Origin of the sequence: Amycolatopsis solani, from assembly GCF_033441515.1 — a bacterium.
GTDB lineage: Bacteria > Actinomycetota > Actinomycetes > Mycobacteriales > Pseudonocardiaceae > Amycolatopsis > Amycolatopsis solani.
Genome location: NZ_JAWQJT010000003.1, coordinates 1,595,343 through 1,612,380, shown reverse-complemented (window position 1 = coordinate 1,612,380; position 17,038 = coordinate 1,595,343). Strand labels below are relative to the sequence as shown.

The 17,038-nt window shown below is 71.4% G+C and carries 18 protein-coding genes; 15 read left to right on the top strand and 3 right to left on the bottom strand.

Annotation, left to right across the window (positions count from 1 at the left end):
* The first annotated feature begins 25 nt into the window (after positions 1 to 25).
* The 8 genes from lepB (at position 26) to SD460_RS40085 (ending at position 7,553) form a co-directional block, all read left to right on the top strand.
* Positions 26 to 952 (top strand): signal peptidase I, encoded by a 927-nt coding sequence (lepB, locus tag SD460_RS40120; protein ID WP_318307528.1) that lies wholly within the window; start codon positions 26 to 28, stop codon positions 950 to 952.
* A 78-nt stretch (positions 953 to 1,030) separates the two neighbouring features.
* On the top strand, positions 1,031 to 1,870 hold the full coding sequence (locus SD460_RS40115; RefSeq protein WP_290050009.1) for a ribonuclease HII: 840 nt from the start codon (positions 1,031 to 1,033) through the stop codon (positions 1,868 to 1,870).
* Positions 1,867 to 2,190 (top strand): DUF2469 domain-containing protein, encoded by a 324-nt coding sequence (locus SD460_RS40110; protein WP_003096226.1) that lies wholly within the window; start codon positions 1,867 to 1,869, stop codon positions 2,188 to 2,190. The genes SD460_RS40115 and SD460_RS40110 overlap by 4 nt, the downstream gene beginning before the upstream one ends.
* 294 nt (positions 2,191 to 2,484) lie before the next feature.
* Complete coding sequence (locus SD460_RS40105) at positions 2,485 to 2,862, top strand: YraN family protein (protein ID WP_290049988.1); 378 nt, start codon at positions 2,485 to 2,487, stop codon at positions 2,860 to 2,862.
* Positions 2,862 to 4,373, top strand: coding sequence for a YifB family Mg chelatase-like AAA ATPase (locus SD460_RS40100; RefSeq protein ID WP_290049990.1), 1,512 nt, complete (start codon positions 2,862 to 2,864; stop codon positions 4,371 to 4,373). The genes SD460_RS40105 and SD460_RS40100 overlap by 1 nt, the downstream gene beginning before the upstream one ends.
* Positions 4,370 to 5,512: a DNA-processing protein DprA gene (gene dprA, locus SD460_RS40095; RefSeq protein WP_290049991.1), complete on the top strand. Its 1,143-nt coding sequence runs from the start codon at positions 4,370 to 4,372 to the stop codon at positions 5,510 to 5,512. The genes SD460_RS40100 and dprA overlap by 4 nt, the downstream gene beginning before the upstream one ends.
* A gap of 102 nt (positions 5,513 to 5,614) precedes the next feature.
* Positions 5,615 to 6,595, top strand: a complete 981-nt coding sequence (locus SD460_RS40090) for a tyrosine recombinase XerC (protein WP_290049992.1) — start codon at positions 5,615 to 5,617, stop codon at positions 6,593 to 6,595.
* Positions 6,596 to 6,704: 109 nt separating this feature from the next.
* Positions 6,705 to 7,553 carry a FliA/WhiG family RNA polymerase sigma factor gene (locus SD460_RS40085; RefSeq protein ID WP_290049993.1) on the top strand — a complete coding sequence of 283 codons (849 nt, stop codon included), beginning with the start codon at positions 6,705 to 6,707 and terminating at the stop codon, positions 7,551 to 7,553.
* On the opposite strand, the gene SD460_RS40080 is transcribed toward SD460_RS40085, so the two are convergent.
* Positions 7,554 to 8,027 carry a M23 family metallopeptidase gene (locus SD460_RS40080; RefSeq protein WP_438860537.1) on the bottom strand — a complete coding sequence of 158 codons (474 nt, stop codon included), beginning with the start codon at positions 8,025 to 8,027 and terminating at the stop codon, positions 7,554 to 7,556.
* 810 nt (positions 8,028 to 8,837) lie between these two features.
* Between SD460_RS40080 and rpsB the strand changes: the two genes are divergently transcribed.
* The 6 genes from rpsB (at position 8,838) to SD460_RS40050 (ending at position 14,671) form a co-directional block, all read left to right on the top strand.
* Positions 8,838 to 9,698, top strand: coding sequence for a 30S ribosomal protein S2 (rpsB, locus tag SD460_RS40075; protein WP_290049995.1), 861 nt, complete (start codon positions 8,838 to 8,840; stop codon positions 9,696 to 9,698).
* Positions 9,699 to 9,789: 91 nt separating this feature from the next.
* Positions 9,790 to 10,605, top strand: a complete 816-nt coding sequence (gene tsf, locus SD460_RS40070) for a translation elongation factor Ts (protein ID WP_290049996.1) — start codon at positions 9,790 to 9,792, stop codon at positions 10,603 to 10,605.
* Positions 10,606 to 10,720: 115 nt separating this feature from the next.
* Positions 10,721 to 11,464 (top strand): UMP kinase, encoded by a 744-nt coding sequence (pyrH, locus tag SD460_RS40065; protein WP_072480944.1) that lies wholly within the window; start codon positions 10,721 to 10,723, stop codon positions 11,462 to 11,464.
* Positions 11,465 to 11,512: 48 nt separating this feature from the next.
* On the top strand, positions 11,513 to 12,070 hold the full coding sequence (gene frr, locus SD460_RS40060; protein WP_290049999.1) for a ribosome recycling factor: 558 nt from the start codon (positions 11,513 to 11,515) through the stop codon (positions 12,068 to 12,070).
* Between the two features lie 308 nt (positions 12,071 to 12,378).
* Positions 12,379 to 13,266 carry a phosphatidate cytidylyltransferase gene (locus SD460_RS40055; protein WP_318307687.1) on the top strand — a complete coding sequence of 296 codons (888 nt, stop codon included), beginning with the start codon at positions 12,379 to 12,381 and terminating at the stop codon, positions 13,264 to 13,266.
* An 82-nt stretch (positions 13,267 to 13,348) separates the two neighbouring features.
* The gene (locus SD460_RS40050) at positions 13,349 to 14,671 is read left to right on the top strand and encodes an MFS transporter (RefSeq protein ID WP_290058809.1); all 1,323 of its coding nucleotides are present in this window, start codon (positions 13,349 to 13,351) and stop codon (positions 14,669 to 14,671) included.
* Here the strand turns inward: SD460_RS40050 and SD460_RS40045 are convergent.
* Positions 14,659 to 15,504 (bottom strand): VOC family protein, encoded by an 846-nt coding sequence (locus tag SD460_RS40045; RefSeq protein WP_318307527.1) that lies wholly within the window; start codon positions 15,502 to 15,504, stop codon positions 14,659 to 14,661. The genes SD460_RS40050 and SD460_RS40045 overlap by 13 nt on opposite strands.
* A gap of 111 nt (positions 15,505 to 15,615) precedes the next feature.
* Between SD460_RS40045 and SD460_RS40040 the strand changes: the two genes are divergently transcribed.
* On the top strand, positions 15,616 to 16,425 hold the full coding sequence (locus SD460_RS40040) for a class I SAM-dependent methyltransferase (protein ID WP_318307526.1): 810 nt from the start codon (positions 15,616 to 15,618) through the stop codon (positions 16,423 to 16,425).
* Here SD460_RS40040 and SD460_RS40035 read toward each other — a convergent pair.
* On the bottom strand, positions 16,365 to 16,985 hold the full coding sequence (locus SD460_RS40035; protein WP_290058812.1) for a PadR family transcriptional regulator: 621 nt from the start codon (positions 16,983 to 16,985) through the stop codon (positions 16,365 to 16,367). The genes SD460_RS40040 and SD460_RS40035 overlap by 61 nt on opposite strands.
* Positions 16,986 to 17,038: the final 53 nt, after the last annotated feature.

Genomic DNA, 17,038 nt, shown 5'->3' with positions numbered 1-17,038 from the left:
ACCCGGTTACCGGTAGCCTGACGACGTGGCCGAACCCGTGTCCCAGAACGCTCCCGAGGATGACCCCGACCGCTCCGAAGAGGACAAGCCGCGGCTGTCCCGATCCGAGGAGCGCGGGGGATCCCGCCGGCGGCGAGCCAAGCCCGCCAAGAAACGGTCGTTCTGGAAGGAACTGCCGATCCTGCTCGTGATCGCCTTGGTGCTCACGATCTTGATCCAGACATTCCTCGCGAAAGTCTTCATGATCCCCTCGGGGTCCATGGAGGCCACGCTGCACGGGTGTCCCGGCTGCCACGGCGACCGGATCCTCGTCGACCGGGTCACCTACGACTTCACCGAGCCCTCGCCGGGTGACGTGATCGTGTTCAAGGGCCCGCCGGCCTGGATCAACAACGAGATCGCGCCGCAGGAATCCGGCAACATCGTCGTCCGCGCGATCCAGGGTCTCGGCTCGCTGGTCGGGTTCGCCCCGCCGGACGAGCGCGACTTCGTCAAGCGGGTGATCGCGGTCGGCGGCCAGACCGTCCAGTGCTGCGACCCCCAAGGCCGCATGATCGTGGACGGCAAGGCGCTCGACGAGCCGTACATCCACTGGGAAGACCCGTCGGTCCAGGAGCAGAAGACCTTCGAGCCGGTCAAGGTGCCGGCCGGCATGGTCTGGGTCCAGGGCGACAACCGCAACAACTCCGACGACTCCCGGTTCCAGGGCGGCGGCGGCGTGAACGGCGCGGTCCCGGTGGACAACATCATCGGCAAGGCGCGGATCATCGTGCTCCCGCCGAGCCGCTGGGGCGGGATCAGCGACCACAACCCGCAGGAGTCGGCGCAGCCGGTGGCGCTCGGCGCGCCGGCGTGGCAGAGCGGGCTCCCGCTCGGCGCCGGGATCGCGGCGGCCTGGCCGGCGCTGTTCCTCGGGCGCAAGCTGAAGTCCGGACTGCGCCGGAAACGCTAACCACCCCCGACGGGTGATCCAGCCTTGACTCTTCCCGTTCCCCTCACCGCGGCCGAGCCGATCCGGCCACCGCGGGCCGTGGTGCGCGGCGACCTCTTCTGGGGTCTGCAGGGCGCGCTCGACCGCCGTGGCCTCGGCCCGGTCGCCGGTGTGGACGAAGCCGGCGCCGGGGCGTGCGCGGGTCCGCTGGTGGTCGCGGCCTGCGTGCTGAAACAGGGCGACACGAAGCTCACCGAGCTCACCGACTCGAAGCTGATGACGGCGAAGGCGCGGGACCGCGTCTACGACCTGATCCTCAAGCGTGCCGTCGACTACGCGGTGATCGTCATCCCGACGGCCGAGGTCGACCTCTACGGCATCCGGGTGATGAACCTGGAGGGCATGCGCCGCGCCGCGGCGGCGTTGCGCGTCGACCCGGGCTACATCCTCACGGACGGCTTCCGCGTCCCGGGCCTGACGGCCCCGAACACGGCGGTGATCAAGGGCGACCGTTCGGTGGCCTGCATCGCGGCCGCGTCGGTGCTGGCGAAGGTGACGCGAGACCGCATCATGGCGGGCTACCACGACGACCTCCCGCACTACGGTTTCGACGTGCACAAGGGTTACAGCACGTCGGACCACCTGGCGGCCCTGCGCGAACACGGCCCCAGCGACGTCCACCGCTGGTCGTACACGAACGTCGCCACGGTGGCCGTAAAGCACGGCGTGCGGCCCACCAGGCCGGTCCTGCTGACGTACGCGGCCCTGGAGAAGGCCGCAGAGGCGGGAACGGCGGCCACCCTGGCCGCGACCCTCGACGAGGCACTCGAGCCACAACTCAGCCTGCCGCTGCATGCCCCGGCCGCGGGTGTGGGTCACAATGAACGCTCCGCCGGCGGAGCAGCAGCACGATCCCGAGGAGGGGCGCGGATTTCATGAGCGCAGAGGATCTCGAGAAGTACGAGACCGAGATGGAGCTCTCGCTGTACCGCGAGTACCGCGACATAGTGGGTCAGTTCTCGTACGTGGTGGAGACCGAGCGGCGGTTCTACCTGGCCAACGCAGTGGACGTCCAGGTCCGCGACGGCGGCGGCGAGGTGTACTTCGAGGTCCGCATGTCCGACGCGTGGGTCTGGGACATGTACCGCCCGGCCCGCTTCGTCAAGCACGTCCGGGTCATCACGTTCAAGGACGTGAACGTGGAGGAACTCGACAAACCCGACCTACGCCTCCCGGAAGACGGCCCGTTCTCGGGCTGACGCCGACCACCGAAGAACCGCGCCGCCTCACCTGAACGGGTGAGCCGGCGCGGTTCTTTCATGCGCCCACGAATACGCGCGGCCCGCCATCGCCGCCGTAGCACACCGCACCGACAATCCGGGCGCTTCCCTTGCGACCCGGGGACCAGTTGTCCACAGCACCCCGGTTGTCCACAGGTCGGCGAATCGGCTCTGGTCGACCTCCTCCGCAGCCTGGCATCGTCGAACGCACACGCACCGTGATCGCCGGGACCGCCCCGGTGACCGGCGCGGACCGACGAGGGGGCGAACACGATGACGGGCACCGACGAGCTCGCAAGACACCGCCGCGACCTGGGTGCCTGGGGCGAGGACCTCGCCCTCCGCTACCTGCAGGACCGCGGTCTGGTCCTGCTGGCCCGCAACTGGCGTTGCCGCGAAGGCGAACTGGACCTCGTCTTCACCGACCGCACCCGCATCATCGTCTGCGAGGTCAAAACCCGCTCCGGCACCGAGTTCGGCCTCCCCACGGAGACAGTCACGGAGGAGAAGGCCGGCCGTGTCCGCCGAGCCGCCCAACGCTGGCTGCAGAACTTCCGCATCGGCTGGTGCCCTGTCCGCTACGACGTCGTCACGATCCTCGCGGAACCAGGCACCAGCCCCCGCCTCCAGCACCTCGAGGCGGCGTTCTGATGCCCATCGCCAAGGCATGGAGCGTCGCGTTGCTGGGAATCGACGGCCGGCTCATCGAGATCGAAGCCGACCTCGGCGGCGGACTCAGCCGAATCACGCTGGTCGGCCTGCCCGACGCCGGGCTGCGCGAAGCCAAGGACCGCGTCCGCTCCGCCGTCCGCAACTCCGGGCAGCGCTGGCCGGAAGGCAAGGTGACGCTCGGCCTGTCCCCGGCGAACCTGCCCAAGGTCGGCTCGGCCTACGACCTCGGCATCGCCGCCGCGGTGCTCGCCGCCACCGGCGCGGTCCCGGCAACCCGGCTGCTCGGCACGGTCCTGCTCGGCGAGCTCGCTCTCGACGGCCGCGTCCGCCCTGTCCGCGGCATTCTTCCCGGCCTGCTGGCGGCCCGCGCGGCCGGCTACGAACGCGCCGTCGTCCCGGCGGACTCCCTCGTCGAGGCCGCGCTGGTCGACGGCATCGAAATCGCCGGCGCACCGCACTTGCGGGACTTCGTCGCATGGCTGAAGCAAGAAGGCGAGCTGGCGCACCCCGAGCCACCCGGCCCGGCGGTCCCGCCCGCAGTGCCGGATCTCGCCGACGTCGTCGGGCAGCCGGAAGCGCGCTGGGCTTTGGAGGTGGCCGCCGCGGGCGGGCACCACGTCCTGTTCACCGGTCCACCCGGCGTCGGCAAGACGATGCTGGCGAAACGCCTGCCCGGCCTGCTGCCCCGGCTCTCGCCCGAGGAATCGCTTGAGGTCACCGCGGTGCACTCGGTCGACGGCTCGCTGTCGAAGTCGTCACCGCTGGTCGTCGTGCCGCCGTTCGTGGCTCCGCACCACTCGATCACGGTCGCGGCACTCATCGGCGGCGGCAGCGGTCTCGCCTCCCCGGGTGCGATCAGCCGCGCCCACCGCGGCGTGCTGTTCCTCGACGAGGTCTGCGAGTTCGGCGGCGAGCGCCTCGAATCTCTGCGGACGGTGCTCGAAGAAGGCGAAGTGCGCATCGCGCGCGTCAAGGGCGCGATCACTTACCCTGCGCGGTTCCAGCTGGTGCTGGCGACCAACCCCTGCGCGTGCGCGCCACCGAAGGACACCGACTGCGTCTGCACACCGGCGGCCCGCCGTCGCTACCTCGGCCGCCTCTCCGGGCCGCTGCTCGACCGCGTCGACCTGTCCGTCCGCCTGCGCCCGCTGAGCGCGCTCAGCGTCCGCGACACCGACGCGGCGGAGCCGACGGAGAAAGTCCGTGAGCGCGTGCTCGCGGCCCGCCACCGCGCCGCCGACCGGTGGCGGGCGCAGGGCTGGCGCTCGAACTCCGAGGTACCCGGCCCGGCGTTGCGCCGCGAATTCGCGCTGCCCCCGGACGCAACGGTTCTGCTCGACCGCGCCATGGACCGCGGCTTCCTCAGTGGCCGAGGTGCGGACCGGTGCCTGCGCATCGCCTGGACCCTGGCCGATCTGGACGGCGAGTCCCGGCCCGGTGCCGAGCAAGTCGGTGCGGCGCTGGACTTCCGCGAGCGGGTCGTGGCATGAGCCCCGACGAGGTGCGCCAGGCCCGCGCCTACCTGCTGCGAGTGGCCGAACCGCCGGCGCCCGCCCTGGTCGCCTTCGTGGCCGAGCACGGCCCGGTCGCGGCTGCCGCGTTGGTCCGCGGCGGCGACTGCCCGGCCGAGGTGCTGAAGGCGACCGAAGCCCGGCGGGACTACGACCTGGTCGGCCAGGACTTCGCCCGTGCCGCCGAGGCCGGTGCCCGGCTGGTCGTGCCGGAAGACGACGAGTGGCCCGCGTGGGCGTTGCTCGCTGTGGACCAGGCCGCGCGGCGCGGGGTGACCGAGGCCGTGCCGCCGCTGGCGTTGTGGGTGGCCGGCGAGGTCGCGCTCGGCACCGCCACCGATCGGGCCGTGGCCGTCGTCGGGGCCCGCGCGGCCACCGACTACGGCGAACACCACGCGGCCGAGCTCGCCTACGGGCTGGCTGCCAGGGGCGTACCCGTGTTCTCGGGGGCGGCGTACGGCATCGACGGCGCGGCCCACCGCGGCGCGCTCGCCGCCGGCGGGGTCACCGTCGCGGTGCTCGGGTGCGCCGTCGACGCCGGTTATCCGGCCGGGCACGTCGGGCTGCTGAACCGGATCGTGCGATCCGGCGGTGCGGTCGTCAGCGAGTACCCGCCCGGCACGCCACCGGCGCGGCACCGCTTCCTCGTCCGCAACCGGCTCATCGCCGCCCTCACCGAGGGCACCGTGGTCGTCGAGGCCGGGCAGCGCAGCGGCGCCCGCAACACCGCGAGCACCGCCGGTGCCTTCGGCAAGATCGTGATGGCGTTGCCGGGGCCGATCTCATCCGCGATGTCCGTCGGCTGCCACGAGCTGATCCGCGACTCCCGGGCGACGCTCGTCTCGACCATCGACCAAGTCCTCGAGACGGTGGGCCATTTCGGCATCGCCGAAGACACCGCGCCGGGCCGCCAAAAGCGGTCCACCGACCGGCTCGGGCCCGAAGCGCTGCGCACCTACGAGGCGCTGGCCGTGCGCGCGGAACGGTCCGACGCGGAGATCGCGGTCGAAGCCGGCATCCCGTTGCGGCGGGTGCGGGCACTGCTGCCGGCACTGGAGATCGACGGATTCGCCGTCCGCGGGGAAGCGGGCTGGCGACGACGGAGGGAAAGCGCGTGAACGCCACGGAATCCGGGCGAAATCGTCGAAGGTGTTCGGCCGGTCCGGTCGGCCCGCGTGGCGATCCTTGACCGCGGGCGGTAGTTCCCGCAGCGTGACATCATGCCGTCACCACGCTCCGGCCGGGCCCGCCGTCCCGACCTGCGCGCGCTCCGGGCCGCGCTGCCCGAGCCCGTCCGGGCCGTCGTCACCGGGTACGAACGGCACCTCGGGCTCGAGCGGGGCCTGTCCGCGCACACCGTCCGCGCGTACGTCGGCGATGCGGTGTCGCTGCTGGGCTTCGTCGTGGACGGCGGGGGCGCCCTCGCCGACCTCGACCTCGCCCGGCTGCGGGCGTGGCTCGCCGCGCAGCAGTCCGGCGGGGCGAGCCGCACGACGCTCGCGCGGCGGGCCGCCTCGGCCCGGACCTTCACCGCGTGGGCGCACCGGACCGGCGCCCTGGCCACCGACCCGGGCGGCCGGCTCGCCGCCCCGCGGGCGCACCGCACCCTGCCCGGGGTGCTGCGTGCCGGCCAGGCCGGGGAGGTCATGCAGGCGTCGGCGGCGGGTGCGGAGCAGCGCGATCCGGTCGCACTGCGTGATCGCGCGATCGTCGAGCTGCTCTACGCGACCGGCATCCGCGTGTCCGAGTTGTGCGGGCTGGACGTCGGCGGGGCCGATTTCTCCCGTCGTGTCGTCACGGTCCTCGGCAAGGGCGCCAAGGAGCGCGTGGTCCCGTTCGGCATCCCGGCGGCCGCGGCGCTGACCGACTGGATAGACGAGGGGCGGCCGAAGATCGTCGCCGAAAGCGGTGGTGACGGCGCTGAGCCCGCGCTTTTCCTCGGGGTCCGGGGCAAACGCGTCGACCCGCGGGCGGTGCGGCGCGTGGTGCACGACGCCGTCACGGCGGTGCCCGGAGCGCTCGACATGGGGCCGCACGGCCTGCGTCATTCCGCTGCGACGCATCTGCTGGAGGGGGGCGCGGATCTCAGGAGCGTTCAGGAACTGCTTGGTCACGCTACGCTTGCCACGACGCAGCTCTACACTCATGTGACCGTCGACCGGTTGAAAGCGATCCATGACCGAGCGCATCCCAGGGCCTGAGGCGGCCAGGGGAGCCTCGCCGGGGTCGTCAGCAGCGGGCTCGGCGGCGCACGCGCATCCGCACGAGCACGGAGACGACACTGAGCCGCATGCCGAGAACGACTGTGCAATGACCGCAGGACCGCACGTGACCGAAGCCGCCGGAGTGACCACTCACGGTGAGGCCGCCGTGCCCGCGGACTCCCGCGCCGGCTACGACGTCGACGCCGGGATCGCGGCGCTGTGGCGGCAGTTCGCCGACAGCCCCGACCAGGCGTCGCGCGATCGGCTCGTGCTGCACTACGCCCCGCTGGTCAAGTACGTCGCGGGCCGGGTCGGCACCGGCCTGCCCACCCACGTCGACGTCGGTGACCTCGTGCAGTCGGGCATCTTCGGCCTCGTCGACGCGATCGAGAAGTTCGACCCCGAGCGCGGCCTGCGCTTCGAGACGTACGCGATGCAGCGCATCCGCGGCGCGATCCTCGACGACCTCCGTTCCCAGGACTGGGTGCCCCGCGCGGTCCGCAGCAAGGCCAAGGAGGCCGAGCGCGCGATGGAGCGCCTCGGCGCCCGCCTGCACCGCACCCCGACCGACGCGGAGCTCGCCGCGGAGCTCGGCATCGGCCTCGACGACCTGCGCGACTTCTACGGTCAGCTGCAGCTGACCAGCGTCGTCGCGCTGGAAGACCTGGTGGCCGCCGGCAAGGACAGCGGCTCCCTGGTCGACACGCTGCCCGACGACGACGCCGTCGACCCGGTCGCGGTGCTCGTCGACCAGGACAACCGCCGCCAGCTGGCGCAGGCCATCGCCCAGCTCACCGAGCGGGACAAGATCGTCGTCAGCCTCTACTACTTCGAGAGCCTGACCCTCGCCGAGATCGGCAAGGTCCTCGGCGTCACGGAGTCGCGGGTCAGCCAGCTGCACACCCGGGCCGTCATGCGCCTGCGGGCCAAGCTCGTCGAGCAGACCGGCACCTGATCACAGACCACCTCCCCACGCCTTGAGCCGGTATTCGCCCACCTCGCCGGTCAGGGCCAGGGGATCGACGTACTCGTCGCCCCGCCGCACGCCCCAGTGCAGGCAGGCCGCCACGAGGCAGCCGGGGTGGCCGGCGAGGACGGTCCCGAGCACCTGCCCCCGGTAGACCTGCTCACCGACGGCCACTTTCGGCGCGATGGGCTCGTAGGTGGTGCGCAGGCCGCCGTCGTGGTCGACGGACATGACGGTCCGCCCGCCCACCGGCCCGACGAACACGACGACCCCCGCATCGGCCGCGAGCACCTCCTGCCCGGGCCCGGCGGCGAGGTCGACCCCGCGGTGCCCGGCACCGTAGGGCGTTTCGGGGGCGTCGAAGTACTTCATGACCACCGGAACGGGTGACAGCGGCCAGGACAGCCGCGGCTGCCGCACGTCCTGCGCCGCCGACCCGATCGGCCGAGACGGGGGCAGCAGGCCCGCCCACGTCCCTGGCGGTGGGGTGAGAAGCGACCTTGCCAACGACGCGCGCACCGAGGGCCCGTCCAGTCGCGAAGCGAGCACCGGTGGTGGCTCGGACCGCACGGACAACGTCGACAACGGTGGTGGCTGAGCCCCCGCGGGCGACGCCGGCAGAGGCGGCGGCCACGGCCCGGCCGGTGGCACCGGGAGGAACAGCGGCGACGTCGGCGGCGGCCCCGGATCGGCCACCACCCCGCCGGCTATCCCCAGCTCCGCCGCACCCGCAGCCGGCGACGCCACCACCGTTGAGGGTCTCTCCAAGACCGGGTCCCGGGCAGGCGCCATCGCCGTTCCAACTCCACCTCCCAACCCCACCAATACCGCCACGACCAGCACGAACACCACTCCGAACCAGCCCGGCGGCCACCGCCGGGAACGCATGATCGACTCCATTCCTCCAGCCTGCGGCACCCGCGGCTGCCGTGGGGGCCCGTCCGCGAATCTGTGGATAACCAGACCCGTTGTGGACAACTCCGTCGTCCAATCGCCGCCGGTGGGGGACGGGGTGGTGGGAGGGGGTAGAATCTTTTGCGCGGTCCGTGTGAGCGGACTGACTTCGCGTGCACGTGCGCGTTCCCCCGGTTTTCGAGGTGGGGGAGACGCACGGGGTCCGGCGGTCCCAGGGGTTCATCAGCGCCCCGGGGTCCGGACGCCGCCACGGGCACCAGGGCGAACGGCCACCCGGCCGGGAGCGACAAAACCGAGCAGCGCGTCAACGGGCAGTACCGCGGGCGCGCACTACACAGAAGAGGTGTGATTCCGGCAATGGCCGTCGTCACCATGAAGCAGCTGCTCGACAGCGGCGTGCACTTCGGGCACCAGACTCGTCGGTGGAACCCGAAGATGAAGCGCTACATCTTCACCGAGCGCAACGGCATCTACATCATCGACCTGCAGCAGACGCTGACCTACATCGACCGTGCCTTCGAGTTCATCAAGGAAACCGTCGCGCACGGTGGCACGATCATGTTCGTCGGCACCAAGAAGCAGGCTCAGGAAGCCATCGCCAACGAGGCCGCGCGCGTGGGCATGCCCTACGTCAACCAGCGCTGGCTCGGCGGCATGCTGACCAACTTCCAGACCGTGCACAAGCGCCTCCTCCGCCTGAAGGAGCTCGAGTCGCGGGAGCAGACCGGCGGCTTCGAAGGTCTCACCAAGCGCGAGATCCTGACGCTGACCCGCGAGAAGGACAAGCTCGAGAAGACCCTCGGCGGTATCCGCGACATGGCCAAGGTGCCGAGCGCGGTGTGGATCGTCGACACGAAGAAGGAGCACATCGCCGTCGGCGAGGCTCGCAAGCTGAACATCCCGGTCGTCGCGATCCTGGACACCAACTGCGACCCGGACGAGGTCGACTACCCGATCCCGGGCAACGACGACGCGATCCGGTCGGCCGCGCTGCTGACCAAGGTCGTCGCCGAGGCCGCGGCCGCCGGTCTGATGGCGCGCTCCAGCCGCAACGGTTCGTCGGCCGACTCGAAGCCGGAGCCGGGTGTCGCCACGGACGAGCCGCTGGCCGAGTGGGAGAAGGAGCTGCTCGCCGGCTCCGAGACCGCCGCCGCCGACGCGACCGAGGCCGCTGCCGCCGTCGAGGCCCCGACCGAGCAGGCGACCGCCTCCTCCTGATGTTCACCCGCCCGTGCGGTCGGCTCCGGCCGGCCGCACGGGCGCAGCACCCTCCAAGGCTTACGTACCTGAAAAGGACGGATCTACCAGAATGGCGAACTACACCGCCGCTGACGTGAAGCGCCTGCGCGAGATGACCGGCGCCGGCATGATGGACTGCAAGAAGGCGCTGGAGGAGAACGACGGCGACTTCGACAAGGCCGTCGAGTTCCTGCGCATCAAGGGTGCCAAGGACGTCGGCAAGCGCGCCGAGCGCGCCACCGCCGAGGGCCTGGTCACCGGCGAAGGCGGCGTCCTGATCGAGCTCGACTCCGAGACCGACTTCGTCGCCAAGAACGCCGACTTCCAGGCGCTGGCCGCGAAGGTCGTCGAGGTCGCGAAGAAGCTCAAGACCTCCGACGTCGAGGCGCTCAAGGCCGCCGAGCTCGACGGCAAGACCGTCGGCGAGGTCATCCAGGAGCTGTCGGCCCGCATCGGCGAGAAGCTCGAGCTGCGCCGCGTCGTGGCCTTCGAAGGCCAGACCGCGACCTACCTGCACCGCCGCGGCTCCGACCTGCCGCCGGCTGTCGGCGTGCTTGTCGAGTTCACCGGTGACGACGCCGAGGCCGCCCGCGGTGCCGCCATGCAGGTCGCCGCGCTGCGCGCGAAGTACCTGACCCGCGAAGAGGTCCCGGCGGAGATCGTCGAGAACGAGCGCTCCATCGCGGAGAAGACCGCGCGGGAAGAGGGCAAGCCGGAGCAGGCCATGCCGAAGATCATCGAGGGCAAGGTCAACGCCTACTACAAGGACAACGTCCTGCTCGAGCAGCCTTCGGTCAAGGACAACAAGAAGACCGTCAAGGCCCTGCTCGACGAGGCCGGCGTGACGCTGACCAAGTTCGCCCGGTTCGAGGTCGGCCAGGCCTGACACCAGGCCAGGGCGTAGGTTTCACACCCACAGTGCCCCGTCTCCGTCCATCGGGGACGGGGCACTGTCGGGTCCAGAGAAGAAAAACGGTCGAGGGGCGTAGGAGGCGACATAGATGGGTGACCGGGTCGAAGGTGGCTACCGGCGGGTGCTGCTGAAACTGGGCGGCGAAATGTTCGGCGGTGGTTCGATCGGCGTCGATCCGGATGTCGTCCACTCGGTCGCGCAGCAGATCGCCGACGTCGCCCGCACCGGCGTCCAGGTCGCGGTCGTGATCGGTGGCGGCAACTACTTCCGTGGTGCCGAACTCTCGCAGCGCGGCATGGACCGCGACCGCGCCGACTACATGGCGATGCTGGGTACCGTGATGAACTGCCTGGCGCTGCAGGACTTCCTCGAGAAGGAGGGCCTGCCCACCCGCGTGCAGACCGCCATCACGATGGGCCAGGTCGCCGAGCCCTACATCCCGCGCCGCGCCGAGCGGCACCTGGAAAAGGGGCGCGTGGTGATCTTCGGCGCCGGGGTCGGCATGCCGTACTTCTCCACCGACACCGCGGCCGCGCAGCGGGCGCTCGAGCTGGGCTGCGAAGCCGTGCTGATGGCGAAGGCCGTCGACGGCGTCTACACCGCGGACCCGAAGAGCGACCCGACCGCCGAAATGTTCCGCGAGATCACCCACCGCGAGGTGCTGGAGCGGGACCTCAAGGTCGCCGACGCGACGGCGTTCAGCCTCTGCATGGACAACAACATGCCGATCATCGTGTTCAACCTGCTCACCGAGGGGAACATCGCCCGCGCGGTGAGTGGTGAAAGAATCGGCACGTTGGTCAGCACCCCCGCCGACGGGGTGCCGGCCTAGACCTGCTGGGATCAGCAAGCGTCACCCATCACAACAACGGGAGTAGCTGTGATCGACGAGACCCTCCTCGATGCCGAGGAGAAGATGGAAAAAGCGGTGTCCGTCGCCAAGGACGAGCTGACGTCGGTACGCACCGGCCGGGCCTCCTCGACGATGTTCGCGCGGATCGTCGTCGAGTACTACGGCTCGCCGACCCCGCTGAACCAGCTGGCCAGCGTGAACGTGCCGGAAGCCCGGATGGCGCTCATCAAGCCCTACGACCAGACCCAGCTCGGCGCGATCGAGAAGGCGATCCGGGAGTCGGACCTCGGCGTCAACCCGAGCAACGACGGCCAGGTCATCCGCATCGTCATCCCGCAGCTCACCGAAGAGCGGCGCAAGGAGATGGTGAAGGTCGCCAAGGGCAAGGGCGAGGACGCGCGGGTGTCGATCCGCAGCATCCGCCGCAAGGCCAAGGACGAACTGGACCGCATCGCCAAGGACGGCGAGGCCGGCGAGGACGACGTCGCGCGCGCGGAGAAGGAACTGCAGAACCTGACCGACACCTACGTGCACAAGGTCGACGACCTCGTCAAGCACAAGGAAGCCGAGCTGCTCGAGGTCTGATGGCACAGGTGAGCGAGGAACGCGAGGACCGGGTGGACGCCACCGGAGAACACCCGGCGGCCGCGCCCGGGACGCCGGAGCCGGCACCCGCCGGCACCCCGGCCACGCCGGAGTTCCCGGGGACCGGCTCGGCGGCGGAGACGCCGGTCGTGCCGGAGACCTCGGGAACCGCCGCGACGACCGGCAACGCGGCTTCGGCGACCTCGGACGCCGGCAGCACGGCAACCGGCGGAACGGCCCGGGCCGCCGCTTCGGCGACCTCCGAAGCCGGCAGCGCGGCAAACCCGGGCACCGGCGAAGCGACCCGGTTGTCGGCGGCCGGCACCGCGGCCGCGGAGACGCCGACCGCCGCGGCGACCCCGGAGGCCGAGGCCAAGAAGGCGTCCAAAGCCGGCCGGAACCTGCCCGCGGCCATCGGGGTCGGGCTCCTGCTCGGGGCCGCGATCATCGTTTCCCTGCTCACCGTGCGCTTCCTCTTCATCGGGATCATCGCGATCGCGATCGCGGTCGGCACCGTGGAATTCGCCGGGGTGCTGCGCCGGGTCGCCGACACCCGGGTCGCGATGATCCCGGTGCTCGTGGGTGGGCAGGCGATGATCTGGCTCGCCTGGCCGTTCGGCCGGGAAGGCGCGCTCACCGCGTTCGTCCTCACCGTGCTCGCCTGCCTGCTGTGGCGCCTGCCCGGCGGCGCGAAGGGCTACCTCCGCGACATCAGCGCCTCCGTTTTCGCCGCCGCCTACCTGCCGCTCTTCGGCGCGTTCGCGGCGATGCTCGTGCCGCCGTCGGACGGTGTCGGGCGCGTCCTCACCTTCCTGATCGGGGTCGTCGCCTCGGACACCGGCGGCTACATCGCCGGCGTGCTCGGTGGCAAGCACCCGATGGCTCCCACCATCAGCCCCAAGAAGACCTGGGAAGGCTTCGGGGGTTCGCTGGTCGGCGGGGTCGTCGCCGGCGCTTTGACGCTCAGCCTGCTGCTCGACGGCCACGTCTGGCAGGGCGTCATCTTCGGCGTCGCCATCGTGCTCACCGCGACCCTCGGCGATCTCGTCGAGTCGCTGATCAAGCGCGACCTCGGCGTCAAGGACATGGGCACCCTGCTGCCGGGCCACGGCGGCATCATGGACCGCCTCGACTCGCTGCTGCCCTCGGCCGTCGTTTCCTGGCTGCTGCTTTCCGCGTTCGTCCCGCTGGGCTGACCTGCGGTCGGAGCCGGAAGCTCCCACGCCGGAGGCAATGGTTCGTGGACGGCCGAAGCTTCGCCGGGTTTCACTCGGGGGTATGACCACCGAAACCCGCGCCCCGGCGAAGCTCGCCTTGACCGCCGTCTGCCTGGGCTTCCTGATGATCACGCTCGACGCGACCATCGTGAACCTGGCGCTGCCCGCGATCGGCGCCGACTTCGGGGAGCCGTCGACGGCCGCGCTGCAGTGGGTCGTCGACGCCTACACCGTCACGCTCGCCGCGTTCCTGCTCACCTGGGGCGCCGCCGGCGATCGGTGGGGGTCGCGGCGGGTCTTCGAAGCGGGGGTCGCCGTCTTCGTCGTCGCGAGTGTCGGCTGCGCGCTCGCCGGGGACGCCGCCTTGCTGATCGCCGCGCGGGCCGTGCAGGGGGTCGGGGCCGCCGCGCTGCTGCCGTCGTCGCTCGCCCTGATCGTCCACCAGTTCCCGGACGCCCGGGAACGCGCCCACGCGCTCGGCGTCTGGGGCGGCATGAGCGGGGCCGGGCTCGCCGCCGGGCCGGTGCTCGGCGGGCTCGCCGTCGGCCTCGCCGACTGGCGGCTGGTCTTCGCGGTCAACGTCCCGGTCGGGATCCTCGCCATCTTCCTGACGCGGCGGGCGGTCACGGAACCACCGCGTCGGGAGACGCACCTCGACTTCGCCGGGCAGGTCTCCGGCACGGTGTCGCTGGCCGCGTTCGTCGCCGGGTTCATCGAGGCCGGGCACGCCGGCTGGGCCGCGCCGGAGACCCTCGCGCTGCTCGCCGGGGGAGTGCTGGCCGGTGCGGTGTTCGTGGCCGTGGAGAAGCGCGTCGCCGAACCCGTGCTGCCGCTGGGCATCCTGAAGATCCGGAACTTCGCGGTGGCCACGGGCATCGGCGGCCTGTTCAACTTCTGCCTCTACGGCACGCTCTTCAGCCTGGCGCTGTACCTCCAGCGCGCCTGGTCGCTCGGTGCGCTCGCCGCCGGGCTCGCGCTGGTGCCGCTGACCGCCGTGGTCGGGCTCAACGCCTTCTTCAGCGGACGCCTCACCGGGCGGTCCGGCCCGCGCGGGCCGATGGTCGCGGGCGCGCTGGCCGGGCTGGCCGGGTCGATCGGCTTCGCCCTGCTGCCCGCGGACCGCGCGCTGGTGGCGTTCGCCGTGGCCTCGGTCGTCTTCGGCTGCTGCTCGCTCGCCATGCCGGCGATGACGTCGCTGGCGATGAACGCCTTGCCGGGGCAGGCCGGGCTGGCCGCGGGCGTGCTCAACGCGTCGCGCCAGACCGGGGGAGCGATCGGGGTCGCGCTCGTCGGCGCGCTGGCCCCGGCCGCCGGGATGTGGCTGGTGGCGGCCGGGTACGCGCTGGTGGTGGGGCTGGCGTTCGCTGGGCGTCAGTCGTCGTAGGGGTCGTCGACCTCGGCGCGGCCCCAGTCCTCGGAGACGCGCGAGTGGTCGATCACCGCGAAGACGGCGCCCTCGGGGTCGGCGAGGATCGCCATCCGGCCGAACGGCGTGTCGTACGGCTGGATCACGACGGTGCCGCCGTGCATGAGCGCCTCGCCCGCCACCGCGTCGGCGCCGCGGGCCGGGTCGATGTCGAAGTAGACGAGCCAGTGCGGCGGGGTATCGAGGCTGTACTCCGACCCCATCACGTACCGGTACAGCACCGGCTCGTGCTCGATGAGCCATTCGACGTAGTCCAGGGACTCGCCGTCGCCGATCTGGTGGCTGCCGTAGGTGAAGAGCTTGGTGTAGAAGTGATCCGCCGCGACGCCGTCGTGGGTGTTGAGGTCCGCGCCGCTGAAGGTGTTGGGGATCCCGGTGACGAACTCCCAGTCCGGCGGCACCTCCCAGAACACCACCGGCGCGCCGCACGCGTCGAAGGCGTGCAGGATCGTGCCGCGCTGCGGGATCGGCATCGGGCCGAGCGTCAAGCGCCCGCCGAGGTGCTCGACCCACTCCGCCGCGCTGGCGGTGTGCGGCACGGACAGGTGCGGCACCCAGCCCAGTGGCGCGCCCTGCGCGGCGCGGTAGAGGCCGCCGACGGGAAGGTTGTTCAGCGACGCGATGGCGTACCGGCCGTCGGACGTCGCCGGGTCCCGTTGAGTGGTGTAGTCCCAGCCGAAGAGGGCACCGTAGAATCTCTCCGCCACGGCCTGCTCCCGGCAGGCCAGCTCGATCCAGCACGGAATTCCGGCCGGGACCGGGGACGGGGAACTGGACGGGCCGACTGCCATGTGTGCTCCTCCCGATACCCACCGGATTCTAGGCGTGATCGGTGAGTTTTCCGCCAAGAATTCGCCTCCTGGAGCACGGGACGGCGACGAGGACCCGGAAGGAGCAGCGGGGTGCGGTGGTCGTCGCGGCGCACGGAGGTCGTGCCGAGCCCCAACATCTGGTACTACCAGGCCGATTACGAGCGGGAGAACCGCGCGCAGGACAGCGGCGGCGAGATCTGGCGGGTGCTGCGTGAGGAGTGCGATTGGACCGGCCGGGACGTGCTGGACGTCGGCTGCGGTGACGGTTTCCACTTGCCGGTCTTCGCCCGCGACGCGCGGTCGGTGCTCGGGGTGGAGCCGCACGAGCCGTTGGTGCGAAGCGCGTTGAAGCGCGTCGAGGGACTGTCGAACGTGGACGTCCGGCTCGGCCGGGCCCAGCGGCTGCCGGTCCGCAGCGCGAGCGTCGACGTCGTCCACGCGCGCACGGCGTACTTCTTCGGGCCGGGCTGCGAACCCGGGCTGGCGGAGGCCGACCGGGTCCTGCGGCCGGGCGGGCGGATCCTGATCGTCGACCTCGACGTCACGAGTGCGCCCTACGGCGGCTGGATGCGCGCCGACCTACCGCACTACGACCCCGCCGTCGTGGAACGGTTCTTCGCCCGCGCCGGTTTCGGCTGCCGCCGCGTCGCCACCGAGTGGCGTTTCGCGACCGCCGCGGACCTCGAAGCGGTGCTGAAGATCGAGTTCAGCAAGCCCGTCGCCGAACAGGCGATCGCGGAGTCCTTGCAGCGTAACGGGAATCGAAGCGAAGACCTGACGCTGCCGGTGGGCTACCGCGTGCACGCGCGGCGCAAGCCCACCGGCCTCGTCCTGCCAGGTCACTCGGCTGCCTCTCCGGGCGCCGAGGACTCGTCCTCGTCTTCGCCGAGGATGCCGTAGAGCGAGCGCCGGGCGTCGTTGAGCACCTCGGCCGCGCGGGCCTGCTGGCTCTCGGTGCCCGCGCGCATGATCTGCACGACGGCGGCGGCCAGGTTCTTGCCCGCCTTGGCGAGCCCGACCTCGGTCGGGTCGACGTCCTGCGCGATGTGCTCCCACGGCGGGGTGCTGTCCTGCTCTTCCGCGGCGGTGCGGCCGGCGTCGGTCAGCTCGAACAGCTTCTTGCCGTTCTCGTCCTTGCTGACGACCAGGCCTTCGTCGGCCAGCAGCTGCAGCGTCGGGTAGACCGAGCCGGGGCTCGGCCGCCAGAAGCCGCCGGAGCGCTCGCCGATTTCGCGGATGATCTCGTAGCCGTGCCGGGGCTGCTCGGCGAGCAGCGCCAGGATCGCGGCGCGGACGTCACCGCGGCGGCTGCGCCGTCCGCCGTGACCCCGCCGGCCCGGTCCGTGGCCGCGACCGCGTCCACCGGGGCCGAAACCCGGGGGGAACTCGCCGAAACCACCGAAGGGCCCGAAAGGGGTGCGCCCACGTTCGTGGGCGAAGGGGTGTCGTTGCCTACGCATGTCTGTGTTCCTTTCTCGAACTGTTGCGACACGTTCACGATATATCGGAAACG

Excerpts from the sequence above, each read along its gene's own strand:
- SD460_RS40110 (WP_003096226.1), top strand. The coding sequence starts at position 1,867 with ATGAGCGCAGAGGATCTCGAGAAGTACGAGACCGAGATGGAGCTCTCG.
- SD460_RS40105 (WP_290049988.1), top strand. The coding sequence starts at position 2,485 with ATGACGGGCACCGACGAGCTCGCAAGACACCGCCGCGACCTGGGTGCC.
- SD460_RS40100 (WP_290049990.1), top strand. The coding sequence starts at position 2,862 with ATGCCCATCGCCAAGGCATGGAGCGTCGCGTTGCTGGGAATCGACGGC.
- dprA (WP_290049991.1), top strand. The coding sequence starts at position 4,370 with ATGAGCCCCGACGAGGTGCGCCAGGCCCGCGCCTACCTGCTGCGAGTG.
- SD460_RS40090 (WP_290049992.1), top strand. The coding sequence starts at position 5,615 with ATGCCGTCACCACGCTCCGGCCGGGCCCGCCGTCCCGACCTGCGCGCG.
- SD460_RS40085 (WP_290049993.1), top strand. The coding sequence starts at position 6,705 with ATGACCGCAGGACCGCACGTGACCGAAGCCGCCGGAGTGACCACTCAC.
- rpsB (WP_290049995.1), top strand. The coding sequence starts at position 8,838 with ATGGCCGTCGTCACCATGAAGCAGCTGCTCGACAGCGGCGTGCACTTC.
- tsf (WP_290049996.1), top strand. The coding sequence starts at position 9,790 with ATGGCGAACTACACCGCCGCTGACGTGAAGCGCCTGCGCGAGATGACC.
- pyrH (WP_072480944.1), top strand. The coding sequence starts at position 10,721 with ATGGGTGACCGGGTCGAAGGTGGCTACCGGCGGGTGCTGCTGAAACTG.
- SD460_RS40050 (WP_290058809.1), top strand. The coding sequence starts at position 13,349 with ATGACCACCGAAACCCGCGCCCCGGCGAAGCTCGCCTTGACCGCCGTC.
- SD460_RS40045 (WP_318307527.1), bottom strand. The coding sequence starts at position 15,504 with ATGGCAGTCGGCCCGTCCAGTTCCCCGTCCCCGGTCCCGGCCGGAATT.
- SD460_RS40035 (WP_290058812.1), bottom strand. The coding sequence starts at position 16,985 with ATGCGTAGGCAACGACACCCCTTCGCCCACGAACGTGGGCGCACCCCT.